The 23,457-nt window shown below is 59.6% G+C and carries 18 protein-coding genes; 14 read left to right on the top strand and 4 right to left on the bottom strand.

All coding sequences use genetic code 11. The features are described from left to right. Positions 1–94 precede the first annotated feature (94 nt). A complete protein-coding gene (locus HB393_RS04420; protein ID WP_213803934.1) occupies positions 95–1,399 on the bottom strand; it encodes an SPOR domain-containing protein in 1,305 nt (434 codons plus the stop codon). 254 nt (positions 1,400–1,653) lie between these two features. Between HB393_RS04420 and HB393_RS04415 the strand changes: the two genes are divergently transcribed. Both HB393_RS04415 and HB393_RS04410 read left to right on the top strand, forming a co-directional pair. Beyond that, entirely contained in the window at positions 1,654–2,439 is a 786-nt protein-coding gene (locus HB393_RS04415; RefSeq protein ID WP_213803933.1) for a C4-type zinc ribbon domain-containing protein, read from the top strand. A gap of 27 nt (positions 2,440–2,466) precedes the next feature. Continuing rightward, the gene (locus tag HB393_RS04410) at positions 2,467–2,994 is read left to right on the top strand and encodes a 5'-3'-deoxyribonucleotidase (RefSeq protein ID WP_345945024.1); all 528 of its coding nucleotides are present in this window, start codon (positions 2,467–2,469) and stop codon (positions 2,992–2,994) included. A gap of 19 nt (positions 2,995–3,013) precedes the next feature. Here HB393_RS04410 and HB393_RS04405 read toward each other — a convergent pair whose 3' ends face one another. After that, entirely contained in the window at positions 3,014–3,919 is a 906-nt protein-coding gene (locus HB393_RS04405) for a LysR substrate-binding domain-containing protein (RefSeq protein WP_213803932.1), read from the bottom strand. 83 nt (positions 3,920–4,002) lie between these two features. Here HB393_RS04405 and HB393_RS04400 point away from each other — a divergent pair, with 83 nt between their 5' ends. From HB393_RS04400 to HB393_RS04375, 6 genes are all read left to right on the top strand, one after another. After that, the gene (locus tag HB393_RS04400; protein ID WP_255550785.1) at positions 4,003–4,503 is read left to right on the top strand and encodes a GNAT family N-acetyltransferase; all 501 of its coding nucleotides are present in this window, start codon (positions 4,003–4,005) and stop codon (positions 4,501–4,503) included. A gap of 107 nt (positions 4,504–4,610) precedes the next feature. Further along, on the top strand, positions 4,611–5,237 hold the full coding sequence (locus HB393_RS04395; RefSeq protein ID WP_213803931.1) for a YdeI/OmpD-associated family protein: 627 nt from the start codon (positions 4,611–4,613) through the stop codon (positions 5,235–5,237). Between the two features lie 56 nt (positions 5,238–5,293). Next, on the top strand, positions 5,294–5,743 hold the full coding sequence (locus tag HB393_RS04390) for a hypothetical protein (RefSeq protein ID WP_213803930.1): 450 nt from the start codon (positions 5,294–5,296) through the stop codon (positions 5,741–5,743). A gap of 142 nt (positions 5,744–5,885) precedes the next feature. Next, positions 5,886–7,310 carry a hypothetical protein gene (locus HB393_RS04385; RefSeq protein WP_213803929.1) on the top strand — a complete coding sequence of 475 codons (1,425 nt, stop codon included), beginning with the start codon at positions 5,886–5,888 and terminating at the stop codon, positions 7,308–7,310. Positions 7,311–7,362: 52 nt separating this feature from the next. Further along, positions 7,363–8,562, top strand: coding sequence for an A/G-specific adenine glycosylase (locus tag HB393_RS04380; RefSeq protein ID WP_345945023.1), 1,200 nt, complete (start codon positions 7,363–7,365; stop codon positions 8,560–8,562). A 66-nt stretch (positions 8,563–8,628) separates the two neighbouring features. Beyond that, positions 8,629–10,383, top strand: coding sequence for a M28 family peptidase (locus tag HB393_RS04375; RefSeq protein WP_213803928.1), 1,755 nt, complete (start codon positions 8,629–8,631; stop codon positions 10,381–10,383). 57 nt (positions 10,384–10,440) lie between these two features. Here the strand turns inward: HB393_RS04375 and HB393_RS04370 are convergent, their stop codons facing one another. Both HB393_RS04370 and HB393_RS04365 read right to left on the bottom strand, forming a co-directional pair. Further along, on the bottom strand, positions 10,441–10,791 hold the full coding sequence (locus HB393_RS04370) for a hypothetical protein (protein WP_213803927.1): 351 nt from the start codon (positions 10,789–10,791) through the stop codon (positions 10,441–10,443). 1,046 nt (positions 10,792–11,837) lie between these two features. Beyond that, positions 11,838–12,524 carry a type 1 glutamine amidotransferase domain-containing protein gene (locus tag HB393_RS04365; protein ID WP_213803926.1) on the bottom strand — a complete coding sequence of 229 codons (687 nt, stop codon included), beginning with the start codon at positions 12,522–12,524 and terminating at the stop codon, positions 11,838–11,840. A 330-nt stretch (positions 12,525–12,854) separates the two neighbouring features. Between HB393_RS04365 and prfA the strand changes: the two genes are divergently transcribed. From prfA to HB393_RS04335, 6 genes are all read left to right on the top strand, one after another. Next, positions 12,855–13,931, top strand: coding sequence for a peptide chain release factor 1 (gene prfA, locus HB393_RS04360; RefSeq protein ID WP_213803925.1), 1,077 nt, complete (start codon positions 12,855–12,857; stop codon positions 13,929–13,931). A gap of 212 nt (positions 13,932–14,143) precedes the next feature. Further along, complete coding sequence (prmC, locus tag HB393_RS04355; RefSeq protein WP_213803924.1) at positions 14,144–14,998, top strand: peptide chain release factor N(5)-glutamine methyltransferase; 855 nt, start codon at positions 14,144–14,146, stop codon at positions 14,996–14,998. 213 nt (positions 14,999–15,211) lie between these two features. After that, positions 15,212–18,649, top strand: a complete 3,438-nt coding sequence (locus HB393_RS04350; protein WP_213803923.1) for a TonB-dependent receptor — start codon at positions 15,212–15,214, stop codon at positions 18,647–18,649. 164 nt (positions 18,650–18,813) lie between these two features. Then, complete coding sequence (locus HB393_RS04345) at positions 18,814–19,398, top strand: class D sortase (protein WP_213803922.1); 585 nt, start codon at positions 18,814–18,816, stop codon at positions 19,396–19,398. 24 nt (positions 19,399–19,422) lie between these two features. Then, positions 19,423–20,085, top strand: coding sequence for a hypothetical protein (locus HB393_RS04340; protein ID WP_213803921.1), 663 nt, complete (start codon positions 19,423–19,425; stop codon positions 20,083–20,085). A 279-nt stretch (positions 20,086–20,364) separates the two neighbouring features. Beyond that, a complete protein-coding gene (locus HB393_RS04335) occupies positions 20,365–23,442 on the top strand; it encodes a lamin tail domain-containing protein (RefSeq protein ID WP_213803920.1) in 3,078 nt (1,025 codons plus the stop codon). The last annotated feature ends 15 nt before the right edge of the window (positions 23,443–23,457 follow it).

Raw genomic sequence — 23,457 nt, 5'->3', positions numbered from 1 at the left:
GATTCTATGGGGAGAGGGTCGGATTCACTGAATTACTTCTCTCAGCCGAGAATTCCAAACTAGGAACCCTCGGACTGAGAAGGTCTTACGCCAGTTAGCGGGAGTAATTCTGCGTGTAAGTATCTCGAGGCAGACCGGCAGAGCGGGCCTGGTTCCTGACGGCGGTGGCCTGATTCCGGTCCATAGGGCCTCCTAAAGTAACCAGATAAGGAGCTTTTCCCGTAGGGGTAAAGACCTCAGGATGAAGAGATCCGTATTTAGTGGCGAGCTCTGCGGCCCTCTTCTGCGCCTGCTCCTGATGGTTGAAGGTGTAGGCAACGACTCGCCATTGACTGCGCTGAGCTGCGGAAGACGCAGCGGGAGCCGCAGATACCGGCCCGGCTGCGGGCACGGAAGCCGAAGGCTTGGGCGCCGGCGACGGAGCCGGAGCCGGAGCGGTCGCGGTGGTCTCTGGGGCAAGGGTGACAGGAGCCGCAACAGGCGTGGCGTTAAAGTGCCTCCAGACCAGGATCAGCACAAGCAGGGCGGCCACTCCGCCGGCGATCCAGAGACCGCGAGGGCGGGAAGGCATCGTCTCCACCGGCTTGATCAGGCGGTCCGTTACCCTGGGGGCGAGCTTGGGCGCGACGGGAGGCTCGGGTGAGGGTCTTGAAGCGCTCGCCTGGGCCGGCTGGGCAGCCGCAGCCGTCGTGGGGGCAGGCGTAACAGGCCGGGCCAGCGGTGCAATAGGCGCTGGTGGAGGGAGAGCCGCGGAGATCTCCGCCAGCCCCCAGGCTCCGCTGATGCCGTTCCGGATTACAGCGTCGAATGGAGCCGGCAGCGGGGTGCCGGGAAGCGTATCCCGAAGCGTGAGCGCTTGCAGAAGCACCACGGCCAGATCGTGCACGTCGCGGGCCCGAACTGCAGCTCCCTCCTCCCCTTCGGGAGCTTCGCGGATGCAGTCGCTTCGCAGCTTGACGACCGTTCCGGTGGCGAGGACGTTCGCTGCTTCTACATGCTCATGGACGAGGTTATGGGCATGCAGAGCCGCCAGGGCGGGGACGAGGCTGGTTGCGATCTCCCGCGTCTCTTGGGGCGTAAGAGGTCGTTGCTTGAGAATCTCGGCGAGATTGTCGTCGGAGGGCTCCATGACGGCGTAGACGAGGGAGGTTCCATCAAGCTCAGTCTGACCGCAACGGCGGAGGGTTATAAGATGCGGTTCCTTAATCTCCGTCACCTGACGCCAGCGCTCCAGAATCTCTGCCTCGTCGAAGTGCGACTCGATCAGTCGAATGACGGCGGGAGTGCCGGTGCCGTTCGAGGTGGAGAAGAAGGCGCTCCGGCCTTCAGGAGAGAGAAGCTTTTCGAGAGGATAGGCTTCTGCGATCGTTCTACCTTCGTACTCGTTCCAAAGTTGCATAGTTGTTATCCAGTCCGGGAGGAAGTTTTTCAAGGTCGGATGCCAAAGGAAGGCGAGTGAAGCAGGAGTACTCTGTCACCGCAGCATCGCGGGCGAGCGTCTCGAGAATAGAGTCCATTATGACGCACCGGACGCATGCGCTCAATGCAAGGATGCCAGCCGAGGCTTCGGTCAGAGGGGCGAGAGTGGTAGATTCGAGTTTTCCGCTGTTGTGTGATATTTGACGTGACAGCGGCGTAGCGAGGTGAAAAGAGATGCATCCGGACCTGGAAAAATTGATTGTGCTGCAGACCCACGACGTGGAGGCAAAACGGCTGCACGACGAGCTGGTGGCGCTTCCAAAGCTGGTCGCGGGACTCGAAGCGAAGCTGAAGGCCGTCGAGGGACAGCGTTCGGTCGTGCTGGATCTGATCGCCAAGGAAGAGGCGCTGCGCCGCAGGCAGGAGTCCGATGTGAAGGACCTGCAGGCAAAGATCGAGCGAACCAAAAAGAAGGTCGAACTGGCCACAACAACGGTCCAAGTCACGGCATTCGAGCATGAGATGGCGTTCGCGCAGGGAGAGATCAGCAAGCTCGAAGACCTCGAACTGGAGAGCATGGAGCGAAGCGAGGGCTTGGAGCAGCAACGCGGGCTGGCGAACGATGCAGTAGCAGATGCGGCTGGAACTCTGGAGCGGGAGCGGCTGCGGGCTGCGGAGACCATCGCCAGGGACAAGATCGCTTTGGCGGCGGTAGAGAAGCTGCGCGAGGAGCTTCGGCCCCAGATCGGCGAGGCGGCCCTCTCGACCTACGACCGTATCGCAAAGTCGAAGGGAACGGCCGTCTCCGAGGGGATTAACCAGAAGTGTTCGGCCTGCCAGATGATGGTGCGGCCACAGCGCTGGAACGACCTTCGGAACCGCGATAACGACGGTGAGATGATGACATGCGAGAGCTGCGGACGTTTGCTGTACTACGATCCGGCCCGGGATGCTCCCCAGAAGAAGGCAGTTCCTGTGGAGAGTATCGCTGTTTCCATCATTCGTTCCCTCAGAAATTAGGATTGTCGGACTAGAGGCTGGCCTGCCGTGAAGAGAATTTGTGTAGACATGGACGAGGTGATCGCGGATGCAGTGTCGGAGCATCTCCTCCGTTACAACCGCGATCACGAGGAAAAGATCACTCTGGCCGACCTGCATGGCAAGTGGTTATGGGAAGTGGTCGCGCTGGACCGCCATCCCATGCTGGAAAGTTACCTGCGGTCGGAGGACTTCTTCTCCGTGTTGCAGGTAATGCCCGAGTCCCAGCGAGTGCTGCGAGCTCTGCAGAGCCGCTACGAGGTATTTATCGCGACGGCGGCGATGGAGGTCCCCACCTCATTTGAGCAAAAATACCGCTGGCTGGAGAAGCACTTTCCCTTCATTCCGGCCTCCCACATCGTGTACTGCGGAGATAAGGGGATTCTGCGGGCGGACTATCTGATCGACGACAACCCACGCCAGTTGCGACGGTTTGAGGGCGAAGGGATTCTGTTCAGCTCGCCGCATAACGTGAACGTGACCGGCTTCCGGCGCGTAAAGGACTGGCCCGAAGTCGAGCAACTGTTTCTGTCGTAGTTGGCTATCGCGCGTCCGGCTAGCGGCGGGTGCGCTGAAAGTGCTCCCGGGCAATAGAGGCAAAGCTGCCAACGATGGCGCGGTCTTCGCCGGACCTGTAGGCGAGTTCAATGTCGCTGCGAGCCTGCGTGCCGCTCAAATGGATGCAGACGACGTCATCCGAGGCGATCTGGCGAACGCAGGCGGGAGCGATCGTGACTCCCAGGCCCGCTCCAACGAGGCGGAGCAGAGTGAGCCACTGCGGGGCCTCCTGCACGACCTGGGGACGGAAGCCGCGTTCCACGCAGGGAGCGATGGCCTTCTCGTAGGCATGGGCGCCGGCGGCTGGGGAAAAGAAGACGAAGGGCTGGTCGCGGAGCTTGTCGGCAGAGATGGTCTTGCGGGTCGCGAGCGGATGGCTTCTGGGGACGACCGCGATGAAGGGCTCGGAGAAGAGAACTTCTACTTCAAAGCCGGGAGTCGGACCCCCGTCACGTAGAAAGCCGGCGTCGATCGTCTCGTCCCCGATGAGCAGCAAGAGCTTGGAGGTGAAGGACTCGTGCAACTGGAGATGAACCTTTGGGTAGCGGCGGCGATACTCACCGAACATAGCCGGAAGCGGCGTGAGCATGGCGGAGCCGATGAAGCCCACGCGCAGGAAGCCGACCTCTCCCCGGCCAATACTGCGGGCCTCCTCAAGATCCTCCTGCACATTGCGGAGCGTACGGTGGGCGCGTTCGAGGAAGACCTCTCCAGCGCTGGTAAGACGAACGGCGCGGGAGGTGCGGACAAAGAGCGCGTAGCCCAGGATCTCTTCCAGCTTGCGAATCTGCTGGGAGAGAGGCGGCTGAGCGAGGTGAAGCCGCAGGGCTGCACGGCCGAAGTGTAGCTCTTCAGCGACAGCGACGAAGTAGCGAAGGTGGCGAAGTTCAATCTCTCGATCCATACTCAGAACATCATAATAAGAACGAACAAGATATTGGACATCTCGCCGGCGCCCTCATAGTTTAAAGCCCAGAGGACAAGCAAATGCCGACTTTGGAAAAGACGATGGAGATGGAGATGGCGGAAAAGCAGGTAGAGATTCGAGCGTTCAGGGCAGAGGACGCAGCCGCCTTCCGCAGCTTGAACGAAGCCTGGATCGAGACGTACTTCGGGTTGGAAGAGCACGACCGCGAGATGCTGGGAGATCCGGAGACATATATTCTGCGGCCCGGCGGCCACATCGTCATGGCGTTTATCGAGGAGCGCGCAGTGGGATGCTGCGCTTTGATTCCCATGCGGCCCGGCGTGTATGAGGTGGCGAAGATGGCAGTGTCGGAAGAGTCCCGCGGACGAGGCATCGGACGCAAGGTGCTGAAAGCCACGGTGGCACAGGCGCGGGCGATGGGAGCGACGCTGCTAACGCTGGAGACAAACAGCACGCTGCGGAATGCGATTCATCTCTATGAGTCGGTTGGATTTCGGCATCTGCCGCCGGGGGTATCGCCATACACGCGAGCAGATGTCTTTATGGAAATGCCGTTATAAGGACCGCTCTCTGAACAGAATATTTGTTATGCTTTCGCCCAAGGCGGAATCCTACTCAGATCGTCGGCCCGAGTTCCGCCGAAATCAAAATATATCTGAGAGCCCCTATGCGACAGAATCACGACACGAGAGTCGATGCCTATATCGCCAAAGCGCAGCCCTTCGCCCAGGAGATCCTGACCCACATACGAGAGTTGATGCACAAGGCATCCCCGGAGGTGGGAGAGACGATGAAGTGGGGAATGCCGTTTTTCATGCTGCACGGCGTGATCCTGGGGAATATGGCTGGATTCAAGCAACACTGCAGCCTGGGACTGTGGGGACCGCAGATAAGTGCGGTTCTGAAGAATGATGGATCGAAGGCTGACAGTGGGATGGGCGCCTTTGGCAGGATCACAGGCTTGAAGGATCTGCCAGCCGACAAGGTCTTGCTCGGATACCTCCAACAGGCGGCGGGATTCGTATTGACCGGAGAGCGAACCACGTCGATCACAAGGCCAGCCAGCAAGAAGGTTAAGCCCGCTCCCGAGGTTCCGGAGGAGCTGGCTGCCGCCTTGAAGAAGAACAAAGCCGCGGCGAAGGTATTTGCAGCGTTCAGTCCGAGCTGTCAGCGGGAGTACACAGAGTGGATCGTCGAGGCGAAGCGCGCGGAAACCAAAGACAAGAGGGTGGCGCAGGCGGTGGAGTGGATGGCGGAGGGAAGGCAGCGAAACTGGAAGTACCAGAACTGCTGATTCGGCTCGCTTACCCTTTGTGAGCCGAGACGTCCGTTAGAATAGCTACAGGCTTCATGTCTACTCGGATCAAAAACGTGCTGGCGATGGTCGTAGCGCTCTTCCTGTTGGGAGTGTCTTCCGAGGCAGCGGTCTGCGAACTGGCCTGTGGGCTGCAAATACAGACTGCGCAGTGCCATGCGATGCAGGATGCTATGTCCGGATCTGCCCCTATTGCAGGGATGGAGATGGATCACTCTCATTGCCTGCACACAAAGAAGACCGCACCGGCACAGGCAATCGTACACGGCGCTGGCGAGTGCGCTGATGGAAGTTGCAGTCATACGTCCGTTGCAGCCTTCGATAAAGCAGGACCGTCTGCAACTTCGTTCGCTGCTGTCCAATGGGTGGCGGTCTCAGTAGTCCCTGTCGATCCGAATCTATCCGTGAGCTATCTGGGCACAGCGAAACGATCCCTCCTTCCTGGCAGGCTGGTCGATCCTCTGGTTGTAAGCCTGCGCGTCTAGATCCATCCCCTCTCTTTTAATCTGCCTCATCCAAGCTGTGTCTGCTGCATTGATTGCAGCCGACACACACCTTCGAGGCGATCCAGAAAAAGTTGAGTAGAGGGCCTTCGTCCGTTGACGCGGCGAAGGCTGGGGACCGTAGATGAAGATCTTTCGTGCTGTAGCGTTCATTGCTTTAATCATGCCGTCGGCTCTGTCGGCGCAGGACTCCATGCCTGGAATGCAGATGGAGAAGAAAGAGCAGCAAACAGCTCCGCAACCTTGCGTGGAGACGATGCCGGGAATGGTGATGTGCCCCAAGGAATCATCCGCAAAGACAGATTCCGGGATGCAGATGAATTCAGGAATGAAGGAGCTGATGGACAACATGAGTCCCCAGACCTTCCTGCAACAGATAAGGCATCACGTATCGTCAGGAACCAGCGCAGAGCCCGACTCCACGCCCGCGCCGATGTTGATGACGATGAAAGGGCCGTGGATGCTGATGGCCCATGGAAACGTATTTCTAACGGAGGAGCAGCAGACCAGTCCGCGCGGAGGCGACAAGCTGTTCTCCACCAACTGGCTGATGTTCATGGGAGAACGGATGTGGGGGCCGGGGCAGCTAACCTTGCGGACGATGTTCAGCTTGGAGCCCGCGACGATAACCGGAAGACGGTATCCGTTGTTGTTTCAACAGGGCGAGACGGCGTTTGGAGTTCCGATCGTAGATGGCCAGCATCCCCATGACTTCCTTATGGAGATCGCGGCCCTATACGACTTGAAGCTGGGCGAGAAGACGTTGCTGTCCTTCTATGCCGCGGCGATGGGCGATCCGGCGCTGGGGCCAACCGCCTATCCCCACCGGCAATCGGCTGCGGAGAACCCGGTAGGAACGCTGGGCCATCACCAGGAGGACTCGACCCACATCGCCGCCGATGTATTAACCATGGGCCTGACCCATGGAATCGTGCGGGTAGAGGCGAGCGGCTTCCACGGCAGAGAGCCGGATGAGTTCCGCTGGGATGTGAACTACGGGAAGATCGACTCATGGTCCACGCGGATCACGTTGCAGCCGGGCAAAAACTGGAGCGGGCAATATTCGTATGGACATATCGTGAGCCCGGAGAGCTTATATCCGACCGAGAACCAAACGCGCATGACGGCCTCGGCGATGTACAACCGTCCCTTCAAGGACGGCAACTGGGCAAGCACGGTACTGTGGGGGCGGACACTTTCGCAGACGGATCAATCAAAGCTCAACAGCTATCTGCTGGAGTCGACATTACGATTCAAGACGCGGAACTATATCTCGACACGGCTCGAAAATGCGGGGCGGACGAATGAGTTGTTGAATGGAGAGAATCCGTTGCCCCCCGGATTCCACGAAGAACCTATCGGCCATGTGCAGGCTTACACCTTCGGGTACGACCGCGATATAGATCTGCTGCCCCATGTGCGATCCGCGGTGGGGGCGCAGGTCACCACCTACGGAGTCCCCCAGATACTGCAACCCATCTACGGGTCGCGGCCTGTAGGCTTCAATGTGTTTCTGCGATTTAGGCCCTTTTCCGGAAAGGAGCGATAAGGACGCATCAAGTTCCGGCGGAGAGGATGCCGTTGGCGGTAGACTGCTGTGAGTGACTTCTTCGATTACAAAGAAGGCCGAGAGGCCCCTGGTGCGGCCCGAAGGCGAAGCTCTGCGGCCCGCGGAGATACCACTCTTTCGGCGCAAGCTGATGCAGTGGTATCGCAACCATGCACGGAAACTGCCTTGGCGCGGAGTAACCGATCCCTACCGCACATGGGTCTCCGAGATCATGCTGCAGCAGACGCGAGTGGCAGCGGTGATCGAGCACTACAACGACTTCCTGCGGAAGTTTCCGACCATCGTAGCGTTGTCCCTGGCTCCTGAGGCCGAGGTACTCGCGGCATGGTCGGGGCTGGGCTACTACCGGCGGGCGAGAATGCTGCATAAGGCCGCGCAGTTTATCGTGCAGGAGCTTGGCGGCGCTCTGCCCACCGATTCCGTGGGGCTCCGCACGCTGCCCGGCATCGGGGAGTACACCTGTGCGGCGATCGCGAGTATCGCCTTCGGCGAGAGCGTCGCCGTGGTGGATGGAAACGTCGAGCGGGTACTCCTGCGCGTGACCGGACGCCCCCAGGTTGCGACCGCTGCAGGGCGGGCGTTCGTGCAGGAGCAGGCAGCAGTCTTGGTTCCAAAGAAGAAGATGGAAGAGGGCGTGAACGCAGCAGGCGATCACAACCAGGCCATGATGGAACTGGGAGCGACGATCTGTCTCCCCAAGAATCCGCTATGCTTGGAGTGCCCGGTCTACGGGCTGTGCGTGACGCGCGGCGAACACCTGACGACTCCGCGTACCGCGCAACGCAGCCTGCCGGTCGCCTTTCTTCTGCACCTTCGTAAGAGTGGTGCGCTCACCGAGGTTTTGCTCCATCGAAGAGCGAACGAGGAGAGCCTGATGCCCGGCATGCTGGAGCTGCCGCCGCTCTCGCAGGACGCCGTAACCGCCCGCGAACCGCTGTTGCGGTTGCGTCACTCCATCACCAATACAAACTACTATGTTCAGATCTACGCTATCCGTAGCGCGAAGGACAAACCCCTGCTCGAGGCCGTACCAGTGCGCGAAGAAGCATTGGAGTGGGTCAAGACGAATCGGCTGGCGGAGTATCCCTTGACGGGCCTCACGCGCAAGGCGCTCCAACGGCTCGATGTAATGGAGATGCGAAAGGTGCGGCTGGAAGGGCTGGACCAGCCGAACGCTGCGATCCCGTCTGCGGTTGAAGAGACCGATGTTGTCGGCTTCGATAGTTTTTAATTCTGAGGCAGTGTCCTAGTAGGATATCTTTCTTATTCTTGGCTACATTCGAAAGAGGCTCGGAATATGAAGAAACTGGCGCTCGTCTTAGGCTTGACTCTGGCAGGTGGAGCAGGAAGTCTAAAAGCTCAGGATCCCGCTGCGGCCGCTCCAACAACCGCGGCACCCACGGCAGCAAGCAGCAGCGCCGCCGCAACATCGACGAAGCATCTTCTAGCCACGGCAGAGGCGTCGATCGATCCGGAGAAGATCCGCGCCCACGTAAAGTTTCTCTCGGACGACCTCCTGGAGGGCCGCGGCCCCGGGCTGCGAGGCGCGGAGATCGCCGCTCAATACATCGCGACACAGTTCGCGCTCTACGGCTTGAAGCCAGGCGGAGACAACGGCACCTATCTGCAACAGATCAACTTTGTGGGAATGAACGCAATTCCCTCGAAGACGAAGTTTACGTTGGTGCCCGGCAAAGGCAAGGCCATCGATCTGAGCTACGCGGACGACTACACCGTAAGCAATCCGACGCTAACAGCCAGCGTCGATGTCAATGCACCGATCGTCTTTGTAGGCTACGGAGTAACAGCGCCGGAGTTCGCCTGGAACGACTACGCGGGAGTAGATGTAAAAGGCAAAGTAATCCTGTGCATCGTCGGAGATCCACCCTCGGACGACCCGTCCTTCTTTGGCGGACGCGCAATGACCTACTACGGAAGATGGACCTACAAGTTTGAGCAGGCCGCGCGAATGGGTGCGGTCGGCGCACTGATCATCCACCGTACCGACCTCGCGAGCTACGGCTGGGACGTGGTGAAAAACTCGAATACCAGCGAGAAGACCTATCTGCGCGACGATGAAAATCCCCGCGTACAAGCCGCCAGTTGGATTCAACTGGAGATCGCTCGAAAGTTGTTCGCAGCAGGCGGAATGAATCTGGACGAGCAGATGACAGCCGCGGGGCGCAAGGGCTTCAAGGCGGTCGAGCTTCCAGTACGACTCCGTGCGCACGTAGAGAGCGTAGTGCGCCCCTTCCAAAGCGCCAACGTGGTTGGCATCCTGGCTCCGCCCACGAAGTCGTCGCAGGGCAAGCCAGCGGTCCCTGCCATCGCGGTCAAAGATCAGGCCATCCTCTACACAGCGCACTACGACCACCTCGGATTTGTTCCCGGAATGGCCGGAGACAACATCTACAACGGAGCCGTAGACAACGCGACCGGCTGCGGAATGCTGCTCGAGATGGCCCGCGCCTGGGCAGCATCTGGCCTGAAGGTTCCGCACTCCGTGATCTTTGCGGCAGTCACGGCAGAGGAGCAGGGACTGCTTGGCAGCGAATATCTAGGCCAGCATCCTCCATTGCCAGCAAGCGAGATCGCATTGGATATCAACTACGACATGATCCTTCCGATCGGAGTACCCAGGCAGATCAACGTGAACGGAGCGCAACGGACGAACTTCTTCCCCATCGTCGAGGCCACTGCGCATCAATTTCAATTCGCGATCGTACCGGACCCCAGACCCGAAGCGGGAAGCTACTATCGGTCCGATCACTTTAGCTTGTCGCGTGTGGGAATACCCGCCTTCTCCGTCGAGACGGGAGTCATGTACGAAGGCCACGATGAGGCCTGGGGAAGAGCGAAGATCAATGACTATGAAGACCACGACTATCACAACTTCAGCGACAACTATCACCCCGACTGGGACTTCGCTGGAAACGCAAAACTGGACCGCTTCGGAATGGAGTTAGGCTGGAGGGTTATAACAACGAAGAAAGCCATTGCGTGGAAGACAGGAGACGAGTTCGAAGCAGCACGAAAGAACACCTCTCACTGAAATGAAAATAGAGCAGGGCGGCTCAACTGGCTCTAAGAGCCGCCCGCTCTGAAATCTCTAGATGTGTGAAGAATTCCCTGCGGCCGGGGCCGGAGTCTCTGCGGGAGCCGCATCCGGCTTAGCGGTATGCGCAGCCTGGGCTGCTTTCTCCTGGTCCTGGACTGCTTTGTTCTGAGCCTTCGCGGCCTTCGCATTGCTCTTGGCGGCCTTTGCCTGAGCATTGGCGGCCTGTTCTTCACGCTTCTGCTGCTTCCGCTGCTCTTTGATCTGATCTTTCGTCATCGGAGCCGAAGGCGCACTCTGGGCTGGAGGCGCAGGCGGTGTCGCCTGATCTTGTGCGACAACTGCCCTGACCGTAAAAAGCGATAAGACGGCCGCCTGGATGGCAATAGCTCGGATACGATTCATAGCGTTCTCTCCCCGGATACGTTGCAGCTACATTGCGGTTACGTTGCAGATGCGCTGCAACAATTTCGCCGCCCAAAGAAATTGGATGATAGAGCTAACAGGGACGATGCTCGCAAACGGGATCAACTCATCGCAGTAGATTCGATCTCTTCCACGAGGTCAGAATAGCCTCTGTGTCAATCATGACCTCGCTCGGAACGTGGATCGGTCTTCTCTTCCAATAGGTCAGAGAACTCCACAGCCACTCTGCAGGCCCCAATGCAAAGCGTTCTGTCTCGGTTATGGACGGAACCGCTTTTATCTTCATGAGAGCAAAACCATGAAGCGCGTTCGTACTGCTGATCGGTTCCCCACGAACGCAAACCTCAAATCGACGAGAAGGGGATACCACCTCTTCATCGACACCACTGGACATCTCAAACATGTACGGCTCTCCTGGTCGTGAGTTCGATCGGCAATCGACCCTCGCTAAGATGGGGTGACACATTCGAGGCAGGCTGTGCGCTATATCTGCCATGGGCTCCTATTGGCCGTTGAAGCGAAAAGGTCGAATCTCCCTCTGCCTTCCGTAGCGAAGAGCTTTTTGCCTGCTCATTCACTCGTCAAGTTAAACACCGCACCACTATCTTCATTCCCTTTCTTCAAAGGGCGTTGAACGACAAAAAAAGAGTTCGTGTACTCAACATTCCGTCAATGGAAAACACTTTGGATTCCATGCAAATGCGCGAACCGTGCGTCGCCGAAAGACCACAGACGCCAAGTGCATCCTTACGGATCTCTGATTGATCTTCTGTTCAAATGGCATTGAGGCACTGCGGGATGGAAGAGTTAAGAAACCGCGTATGACAGCCATTCTTTATCGCGAGAGAGCCAGCCCTACATATCGCATAGAAGGCATCAGCACACCGGCTCTGCCTCGCTTATCGCTTATTCAGAACAGCTATCAGTGGCACACCCTGAGGTACGCCGCACAGCAATCCTGCTAGCGGGATGAATCAGCGATAGACGACGCAGCATGCAAATCGCGCCTCGTCTATCGCTCACCTCTAAGCAACAGACAATAGCTTCAGCACTTCCTTTGCACCTTCAACAGACGACGCCGGATTCTGCCCGGTAATCAAGTTTCCCTCGACCTGCGTAAAGGAAGCCCAATCGAGTCCCTTCGCATATCGTCCGCCCAGGCGAACCAACTCGTCCTCCAGCAAAAACGGAACGGCCTTCGTCAAGTGCATGGCCTCTTCCTCGGTGTTGCTGAAACCCGTAACTCGCCTTCCCTTTACCAGAGGAGCTCTGTCTTCTGTCTTGGTACGACGCAGTGCCGCTGGCGCATGGCACATCAGGGCAATTGGCTTTCCGGCAGCGAAGGTGGACTCGATTAAAGCAATAGACTCTTTATCCTCTGGCAGATCCCACATAGGCCCATGACCACCTGGATAGAACACGGCATCGAAGTCGCCGGGCGTCACCGTCGATAACTTCACCGTGCTCGCAAAAGCTCTCTTAGCCTCAACATCCTGATTGAAACGCTCCGTAGCCGGAGTCTGCCATTCAGGCTCGTTGCTCTTAGGATCGACCGGAGGCTGTCCGCCTGCAGGAGACGCCATCACAATATCCGCTCCAGCATCGCGGAAGACATAGTAGGGTGCGGCGAACTCCTCAAGCCAGACTCCAGTCTTCTTCCCTGTATCTCCCAATTCGCTGTGCGACGTAAGAACCATCAATATCTTGCTCATAATTTCCCTCTTTCAGGATCAGATTCGACCTTTTGACATTTAGATTCTTTGGAAATCATGAAACAGGAAGATCACACTATCGTGAACTACAAAGTCTGCGTCAAACCCCCTAATCCCCAGGAATCACAACAATACCTCCCGCATCTTCCCCACTGGGAGTAACATCTAAAGAGTGATGAACGCGGCCCAAAACCCGGTGAACCCTCCCGCCTCGACCGTCCAGCGCTTCGTGAAGCCACACCGTCACGACTTTGCCTAGCTGCGTCTCACCCGCTTCGCCCCTCTCAAAATTTCTGATTCAAAGCCTGCACCCGCAGGAGGAGACACCCCATGTTTGACCGCCTCGATCAACTCGAAGCTCGCTACGAAGACCTCGGCCAGCAGATGTCCGACCCAACCCTGGTCAACGACCAGAAGAAGTTCCAATCGATCGCCAAGCAGCATCGCGACATGGAACCTACCGTGGAGAAGTTCCGCGAATACCGCAAGATCAAGGAAGGCATCGCCGAAGCCAAAGCCATGCTCGCCGAGACCGATCCCGACATCAAAGCCATGGCGCAGGAAGAGCTCGCTACACTCGAGCCTCGCCTCGAGCCCGTCGAAGAGGCTCTCAAGGTCCTGCTCCTCCCCAAGGACCCCAACGACGAGAAGAACGTCATCCTCGAGCTCCGCGCCGGCACCGGCGGCGACGAGGCCGCTCTCTTCGTAGCCGAGGTCTTCCGCATGTACCTCCGCTTCGCCGAGCAGCATAAGTGGAAGGTCGAAATCCTCTCCCAGACCGAGTCCGGCATCGGCCACGGCCTCAAGGACGTCACCGCCATCATCGAAGGCGACCACGTCTACTCCCAACTCAAGTACGAGTCCGGCGTCCATCGCGTCCAGCGCGTCCCCGCCACCGAGACCCAGGGCCGGGTCCACACCTCCGCCATTACGGTCGCCGTCCTTCCAGAGGTCGAAGAGGTCGACATCAAGATCGAAGCCAAGGACCTCCGCATCGATACCTTCTGCTCCTCTGGACCCGGCGGCCAGTCAGTCAATACAACCTACTCGGCTATCCGCATCACCCATCTACCCACGCAGACCGTAGTCTCTTGCCAGGACGAAAAATCTCAAATCAAGAACCGCGAGAAGGCCATGCGCGTCCTCCGCTCCCGCCTCTACGAAGTAGAAGCCGAGCGCGTCCACCAGATTCAGGCGAAGGAGCGCAAACAGCAGGTAGGCTCCGGCGACCGCAGCGAAAAGATCCGTACCTACAACTTCCCCCAGAACCGCCTCACCGATCACCGCATCGGCCTGACCAACCACCAGCTCGCCATGGTCATGGAAGGTCAGCTCCAACCCACCATCGACGCCCTGGTCGCCCACTACACCGCGGAGAAGCTCAAAGCAGAGACGGTAGCGGCCTAAGCTACCCTCTGCTTCGACAATGCCCAAGGCAGAAACGTAGTGGCTCCCTCAGCATCGACATGGCAGAGAAGCCGAAGCAGTGACACAATTTTGTCATCCTGAGCGAAGCCACTCGCAGTCTCACCGCGAGTGGCGCAGTCGAAGGACCTGCGGTTTGCCCCCGGCCAGCACCTCACCATCCAGCGGGAAGGAGCTTCGGAGACCCACACACCATGACCCTCCGCGAAGCCCTCACCGCCGCCACCACACATCTCTCCCAAAACGAGCACCTCCGCGACACAGCCTCGCGCGACGCCGAACTCCTCCTCCTCCACACCTTGCAACTTCCCCGCACCATCCTCCTCGCCTACCCTGCCCGCGAAGTCGCACCCACTCAACTCGCAGCCTACGAAGCAGCCATCGCTCGCCGTCTAGCCCTCGAGCCCATCCAGTACATCACCGGTACGCAAGAGTTCTACGGCCTCGCCCTCCACGTCACCCCCGACGTCCTCATCCCCCGCCCCGAGACCGAACTCCTCGTCGAAACCGTGCTCCAGCACCTCCCCTCCGGCCAGTACCTCCGTATAGCGGACGTAGGCACCGGCTCCGGAGCGATCGCGATAGCCATCGCCCACCACCTTCCCCAGTCCCACATCACGGCTCTCGATCTCTCTCCCCAGGCCCTGGCCATCGCTCGCCAAAACGCCGAGACCCACCACCTGACCGACCGCATCCGCTTCGTCCAATCCGACCTACTTCAAGAAGTAGCCGGCGAAGCCCCCTTCGACGCCATCCTCTCCAACCCGCCCTACATCCCCACCACCGATCTCGCCTCCCTCCATCCGCAGGTCCGCGAACACGAGCCCCACACCGCCCTCTTCGCCGGCTCCGGCGGCCTCGACATCTACACCCGCCTCATCCCTCAAGCTCATCGTTCCCTGAGACCGGGCGGTCTCCTGGCCTTGGAAATCGGCCACGGCCAGGCCGAATCCATCCGTCAGCTTCTGGCGCAATGGAAGGACCTCTTGATCTACAACGATCTCCAGCAGATTCCGCGCACCGTGCTCGCTCGCAAATCAATGAGCTGACAAGCGCTTTGAATCGTTGCTTCAGAAATATCTCCGAAAAATACATACGTAACCGGTTACTTAGCCTATTCATTCCTTAAGAGAACCGATTTTTCGTTTGACATTTCAAACACCGCATCCATATAGTCCTCGCCGCATTGGTCATGCCACTTTCTCCGTCGGGAAAGTACTAGCCGATGCACCCCAAACGATATCGAGGAATGACTTATGTTGATGCATAAACTTTCAGGTGGCCTGTTCCGCAAGACGCTTTCAACCCTGGCGCTTCTTACTCTCTCTCTGTTCCCCAGCACGCTGACCCAGGCCTTCGCCCAGTCCGCCGGAACCGCCAGCGTCCAAGGCTCTGTCACCGACGCCACCGGTGCGCTTCTGCCCAATGCCACGGTCACGTTCACCAATACCGCCACCGGCGCCACCCGTATCATCGTCACCGATGGATCGGGCCTGTATAGCCTTCCAAACGTCTCCGTCGGTCCCTACTCCCTTACCGTCACCGCTGCGGGATTCAGAGGTTACACCCAGCGCGGTCAACTCGAGGTCGGTAACAGCATCGAGATCAACGCCAGCCTCACCGTGGGCAGCGCGACCGACCAGCAGATCGAGGTCCAGGCCACCGGAACCGCTCTCGATACCGAAAACAGCACCTTCAAACAGGTCATTGACCAGCGACGCATCACCGAGCTTCCCCTCAACGGACGCCAGGCTACACAGCTCATCCTCGTCTCAGGCGGCTCCGTCAACGCACCGGCCAACGACATCATCGGCAGCAAGACCTACGCCAACACTCCCGTCATCGCCGTCGCCGGCAGCCAGGGCATCTACAACAACTACGTCCTCGATGGCGCCAGCCACACCGACACCTTCACCAACGTCAACCTTCCCTACCCCTTCCCCGATGCCCTCCGTGAGTTCTCCGTCGAATCGAACTCCCTGCCAGCCCGCAACGGCCTGCACCCCGGCTCTCTCGTCAACGTCGTCACCAACTCCGGCACCAACCAGTGGCACGGCACCGTCTTTGACTTCGTCCGCAACAACGTCGTAAACGCCACCAACTTCTTCTCCACCTCCAAGGACACCGTCAAGCGCAACCAGTTCGGCGGCACATTCGGTGGCAAGCTCATCACCGACAAACTCTTCTTCTTCGGCGGCTATCAGGGCACGCGTGAGCACAAGACCAGCAGCGCTACCGGCTATTGCATCCCCACCGCGGCGGAGCTCAACGGAGACTTCAGCCAGATGGGCACCAAGGCAACCAGCAACTGCGCTCCCAACGCGACCAACATCGTCGATCCCGTAACCGGAGCAGACATCTCTGCCACCCGCAAACTCCCCGCCAGCAGCATCAGCCCCCAGGCCATTGCACTCGCCAAGATGCTCCCCCTCTCCCAGGCCGATCAGTTCGGCCGCGTCAACGTCGCCTTGCCCGCCAACAACAAGGAAGACCAGTACATCGGCCGTATCGACTACACCGTCAGCCAGAAGCACACCATCTTCGGCCGCTACTTCCTTACCAACTACAACGCGCCCGCATACTTCTCGCCGACCAATCTTCTTCTCACCACCGTCGCCGGAAACGACGAGCGTGTTCAGACCTTCACCTTGGGCGACACCTACCTCATTACCCCCAAGCTCGTGAACACCTTCCACGGAACTTATGCCCGCCGCCGCAACAACCGTGGCCCAACCGCCGGCGGCATCAACGCCAACACCATCGGCGTCAATATGTTCACCTACGTGCCGAATGACCTCCGTCTCACCATCACCAACGGCTTCTCCGTAGGCTGCGGAACCTGCTCTCCCGGCTTCTTCAACACCAACACCGAGCACTTCGCCGACGACATCGACTACATCCGCGGCAAGCACCAGATCGCCTTCGGAGGCGAAATCCTCCGCACTGGCGACAACACCCAGGCTGGCTATCTTCAGAACGGCAGCTTCAACTTCGGTGGCCTCGCTAGCGGCGTCAATGGTGCCGCCGGTGAACCCATGGTCGACTTCATCGCGGGCAGAATGAGCACCATCGGAACCTCGACTGGCTTCAGCCAAAGCAAGGCGCAGCAGACCGCCTATCGCCAGACCTCCTTCGGCCTCTACGCACAGGACACCTATCACCTGAGCCAGAAGGTCACCATCAACCTCGGTCTTCGCTGGGAGCCGGAGCTCTACCCTGTCGACAACTTCCATCGCGGCAGTTCCTTCAGCCAAGCCGCCTTCATCGCTGGCCAGCGCAGCAGCGTCTATCTCAACGCTCCTGCGGGCTCCACCTACTTCGGTGACCCCGGTGTGCCGAAGTCCTTTACAGACAATCGGCTCGCGAACCTATCGCCCCGTGGCGCAGTTACCATTGATCCCTTCGGCAACGGCAAGACCGTCTTCCGTCTCGGCGGCGCGATGATGTACGACAATCCTGCGCTCTACACATCCCAGCGAACCAGCTCCAATCCGCCTTACACCAACGAGATCGATGTCACAGGCGTAACCTCGCTGGCGAATCCATGGTCGACCTACACCGGCGGAAACCCCTTCCCCATCGCCAATCCTCCTCAGTCGACCTCTCCATTCCCAACCAACACCCTTTACGTCCTCATCCCGCGTCACATCCAGACTCCCACGGTCAACCAATGGACCGCGAGCGTCCAGCAGGATCTAGGCCGCGGCTGGAACATGTCCATCACCTACCTCGGCAACAAGAACAGCCATCTCTGGCTGGGTAAAGCCATCAACCCCGCGGTCTATATCCCCGGAACCTGGCGCGGCCCTGGCACTTGCGGCGCGTTGGCCGTCGCTCCAACCACCGCAACCAACCTAACGGGAGTCGGAAACCCCTGCTCCTCTGTCGCCAACTCCAACGACCGCACCGTCCTCTCGCTCATCAATCATGCCCAAGGCATTGGCTACAGCCCGACCATGACTCAGATCGACGACGGAGCCAACTCCAGCTACAACGGTCTGCTCGCACTCATCCAGCACCGCATGTCGAACAACTTCAGCTTCCTCGCCAACTACACCTGGTCGCATTGCATCAGCACCGGCGACTCACCCGGCGACGTAGCTGCTCCGACCTACGAGAACTCCGCCAACCCCCGTCTCGACCGCGCCAACTGCGGCTACGACGTCCGTCATATCTTCAACACCACCTTCGTGGCGTCCACCCACTTCAGCAGCCTGCACGGCGTCGCCGGAGCACTGGCCAACAACTGGCAGATCGCACCCATCATCCGCATCCTCAGCGGCACCCCGCTAAACGTCACATCAGGCATCGACAACTCTCTCACTGGCATCGGCCTAGACCGTCCGAATCTGGCCAGTCCCAACGCCGTCTACAGCGGCACCAAGATTACCCAGAAGGCCGCTGGAAACCTCGCTTATATCAATAAGGCAGCCTTCACCCAGAACGCTCCTGGCACCTACGGAAATCTCGGTCGCAACGCCTTCCGTGGGCCTAACTACTACAACCTGGACGCAGCCCTCAGTCGTGCCTTCCCGCTGCGTGAGCGCCTCGCCTTCAACCTTCGCCTCGAGGCCTTCAACGTCCTCAACCACCCCAACCTGACGACCTTCACAACCGCCCTGAACTCTGGCACCTTCGGTAACGCTACCGCCGCAGCCGACCCACGCATCTTCCAGCTCGCCGGAAAATTCACCTTCTAACCCTCAAACCAGCCCAAAACGAGATGGCTGCCTCTCCAGGCAGCCATCTCCGTTTTAATAACTCCATAAACCGCACCCCTCAAAGGTAAACTCAGAGACACACCCGTATCGACAAGGACAGCATGAACTGGCCCCGCCATCTTCGGACCGTATCCCGAGCGTCCATGGGCTCCATGTTGATTGGAGCAGGCACCCTGCTGCTGCTCTTGTACCTCGTCCCGACCGTCACCGGAACCGTCCTCTCCCGTCTCGCCATCTCTCAGTTTCGCGCCCAAAGCGCCTCCAATAGCCTCTGGGACAGCGCCCGCATCCGCGCCTATCAGCACACGCTCGGCCTCTCCTTCCATCCAGCCGAAGCCATCCTCCGCGTTCACCGGCTCGGCCTCGAGGTCCCCATCCTCGACGGCGACGACGACATCACCCTCAACCGCGGAGCCGGCCACATCCCCGGCACCGCACGTCTCGGCGAATCCGGCAACATCGGCGTCACCGGCCACCGCGACGGCTTCTTCCGCCCCCTTAAGGACATCGTTCCCGGGGACACCATCGAGATCGTCCGCCACGGCCAGACCGACCGTTATCTCGTCCGCCAGATAAAAATAGTCTTTCCTTCGGATACATCCGTCCTTAACAAAACAACAGACTCAACCTTGACCCTGGTCACCTGTTACCCCTTCTACTTCGTCGGAGCGGCCCCGCAGCGCTACATCGTGCAGGCCTCGCTCCTTCCGACCCCACCAACCCCCTGACCCCGAAACGAAAGAGACGACACCATGCCGATCCTCCGCTTCACCAACACCCCGCTTCTCATGGCCACCCTGGGCCTCGCCTCCGTGCTCCCCGCAGCCGCACAGACCGCTGCCTCCACCGTCGTCTACGTCTCCGGCGACGCTCTCGTCGTCAAACGCGCCGACAGCAAGATCTTCAACTACACCATCCCCGCCTCCTACCGCTTCACCGTAGCGGGCAAGCAGCTCGGCCTCGACGGCCTCAAGCCCGGCACTCAACTCACCGAGCCCATCACAGCGCCGTCCCCCAAGGTCGTCTCAGACGTCTCCGTCGTCAAGGGCAAGGTCTACCTCGTCTCCCCACCCGATAAGGTCACCCTCTCACTCACCGAGGGCATTAAAGAACTGACCGTCCCCGCCGGAACCACCTTCACCCAGGACGGAAAGAGCGTCACCATCGCCCAGCTCCAGAAGGGCACTCTCGTCGAAGCCACCATGGTGACCACCCTGGACACCGAGGACGCCTCCGGCACCACTCCGCCCCAGACACCGCCCCAGTCCGGAGCACTCCTCATCTCCGCCACCGCAGGCGAGTCCAGCCTCCCCGTCGCCGGAACCCACCTGCCTCTCTTCGGCATCCTGGGCTTCATCATTTTGGCCGCAGGCCTCGCCCTGCGCTCCAACCGCTTCAGCCGCTCCAACGCCTAAGCATCACCACGCATAACCAGAGGCCCTGCCCCAAAAGCAGGGCTTCTTCTTTTTCAGGGCCACATTAATTCCCGAGCACACGGAAGGAAGACTTTTTCCCTCCACAGCGGTATGCAAGCCCGGAAAGAACAGGAACTCCAACCAGTTCGCAGCTTGCGCCAAGTCGAATTCGCTTCCTTCATCTCTGCAATTAAGTGCGCCGTAAGTCTTGATAGATCAACGAAAAAGATTCATGCAACTGTCAAAGGTTTTGATGATTTCGTGGGGTACTATCCCGCCATGACTCCCCATCGTCTTTCGTTTCGTCCCTACGCATTCCTTCTCGCGCTCTTCTCTGCTCTTGGTCTCCTAAGTGGAACAGCCAGCGCCGCAACAGAGACATCCGTAGTGATCTCCCAGGTCTATGGCGGTGGAGGAAACTCGGGAGCGACGTATAAGAACGACTTCATCGAGCTCTTCAATCCCACCGCCGCGCCTGTATCGCTGGCCGGATACAGCGTGCAATACGCCAGCGGGACAGGGACCTCGTACCAGGTGACGGCGCTACCGTCCTTCACCTTGCAGCCTGGACAGTACTTCCTCATCCAGGAAGCAGTCGGTGCCAACGGCACCACCAATCTGCCGACCCCAGACGCATCAGCGTCCATCGCCATGAGTGCGACGGCGGGCAAGGTGGCACTCGTCAGCAGTACGACAGCGCTGAGCGGGACAAGCGGCTGCCCGACGAGTGCCGCAACCGTACTGGACTACATCGGCTACGGAGGAACGGCAACCGCAGCGAACTGCTCGCTGGGTTCGCCCGCGCCGGCGCTGACGAATTCGACGGCGGCGATCCGGACCAACGTCTGCACGCCCACGAACAACAACGCATCCGACTTCGCGACAGGCGCGCCAGTACCGCATAACTCAGCGTCGACATTGGCTCCGTGTGGAGGCAATCCCGGCAACGGCACGCTGGCAGCCACAGCCCTGGCCACCCCGTCCTCCACACTGACCGGCGCGGCTACGCTTCTCACAGCCTCTGTAACTCCAGCAACCTCCCCCGCAAGCACCGGAATCCAGGTATCGGCAGATCTCAGCGCCGCAGGCGGCTCCGCTTCGCAGCCCTTCTACGACGACGGCACCCACGGAGATGCGACCTCAGGAGACAACGTCTTCTCGTACAGCTTCATCCCGACCACGGCAGGCACCTTCAGCCTCCCAATAACGGTATCGGACACGCAACTGCGATCCGCCTCCGCATCCATCGCATTGACGACGACGGCGGCCCCCTCATTCGTATCCATTCGCACGATTCAAGCCAACAAGCCCTCCACCTACGCAACCCAGACCGTAACCACAAGCGGCTTGGTCATCGGCGTGAAGTCGAACGGCTTCTACCTGGAAGCAAAGGACGCGGACACCAATCCTGTAACGCCGGAAGGAATCCTCGTCTATACAGGATCGACCGCGCTACCCTCCTTCATCCAGGTAGGCGCAGAGGTACAAGTAACAGGCCTCGTTGCCACCTACCCAACCACCGGCCTCACCCCCGGTACAGAGATCGATGGACCGCAGACCTTCACCCTGCTGACCTCCGGAAACCCGCTGCCCACCCCCATCAAGATCACAGCCGCGATGGACTCACCCTCGGGCGGCGTAAAGCAGTTCTCGAAGTATGAGGGCATGCGCGTCGCGATCGACTCCTTTACGACCACCAGCGGAACCGACGCCAACCTGACCGAGACCACCGAGACCAACACCTCGAACGGGCGCTTCTACGGTGTCGTAACCGGTATTCCACGCCCCTTCCGCGAGCCCGGCGTCTCCGTCATGGATACGCTCTTCGGGCCGATCCCAGCCACCGTTCCGGTCTGGGACTCCAACCCCGAGATCCTCTACATCGACAGCTTCGCCTTTGGCGGTGGCGCAATCGACCTGACCAGCAACACAACGCTCACCGGTCTGGTCGGCGTGATGGACTTCTCCTTCGGAACCCCCGAGATCCTCTTGGACAAGACCTCCCACCCGTCCGTCTCCCCACTGATGACCGCGCAGCCGGTTCCCGCACAGACACCCGCTGAGCTCACCATCGCCAGCTTCAACATGGAGCGCTTCTACAACGACAAGGCAGACTCGGCAGGAACCTCAGCCTCCTCCGCAGTCGTCGTGACAACGGCAGCCTATCAGCGTCGCCTGGCGAAGGCCTCCCTCGCAGTACGCAACATCCTCAACTCCCCCGACATCATCGGAGCGGAGGAGATCGAGAACCTCGCCGTACTCAACGACCTGACAGCGAGGATCAGCTCCGATGCTTCGGCCGCGTCGCAGCCCGATCCCGCCTACGTTCCTTGTCTCATCCAGGGCAACGACATCGGCGGCATCAACGTCGCCTTCCTGGTCAAGAGCACGCGAGTCAACACGCTGCGCTGCGAGCAGTTCGGCAAGGACACCACCTTCACCAACGCTGGCGGAGCGCAGGCAATCCTCAACGATCGTCCTCCACTGGTCCTGCACGCAGGCGTCAAGCGCGTCGGCGGCACGGACTACCCCGTCACCGTAATCGCAATCCACCAGCGCTCCTTGATCAACGTGGACGACCCAACCAACACCGGCGCGACCGTACGCCTGAAGCGCGAGGCCCAGGCAGAGTTTGTAGCTAATCTCATACAGGGCTATCAATCCTCAGGAGAGCACGTCGTCACAGTCGGCGACTACAACGCCTTCGAGTTCTCCGACGGCTTCGTAGACGCCCTCGGCGTCATCAAGGGCAACCCGGTTCCGGCATCGCAGGTCATCACCCCGCCGGTCTCCGGCTTGGCGAACCCTGTGCTTGTGGACCTCGTAACCCTGCTCCCCGCCGAGCAGCGCCAAAGCTACGTCGAAGTCGGAAGCGCGCAAGTCCTGGACCACGTAGTTGTAACCAGCGACCTCGTCCCATCCGAGACGCGCCTGGTCTACGCCCACATGGACTCGGACTTCCCGCTCGTCTACCTCAACGATGCAACCCGCCCCGAGCGCGTCAGCGATCATGACCCCGCTGTCGTCTACCTCTCGATCCCTCCCGCAGCAGTCGCAGGAAGCGTCTCCCTATCCACGACCGCCTCGCTGACCAAGGTCTCCGGCGGCTATCAGGCAGTCTTCACAGTCAAGAACAGCGGCACCGGCACAGCGCAAAACGTACAGCTAACCAGCGCAACCCTGGGCAGCGCATCAGGCATGCCTATTCCTCAACCACTCGGCAACATCGCACCAGGCGCATCGGCAACGGGAACCGTAACCTTCCCCGCAGCCGGAGCCACCTCAGTAGAGAAGTATTCGGGCACCTATACAGGCGGCACCTTCTCGGGCAGCATCCGGGCAACACTGCCGCAGTAAAGATTCGCCGAATCC

The sequence above is a fragment of the Granulicella sp. dw_53 genome, from assembly GCF_018449545.1.
Taxonomy (GTDB): domain Bacteria; phylum Acidobacteriota; class Terriglobia; order Terriglobales; family Acidobacteriaceae; genus Edaphobacter.
This window is presented reverse-complemented; position numbering and strand designations above follow the sequence as displayed.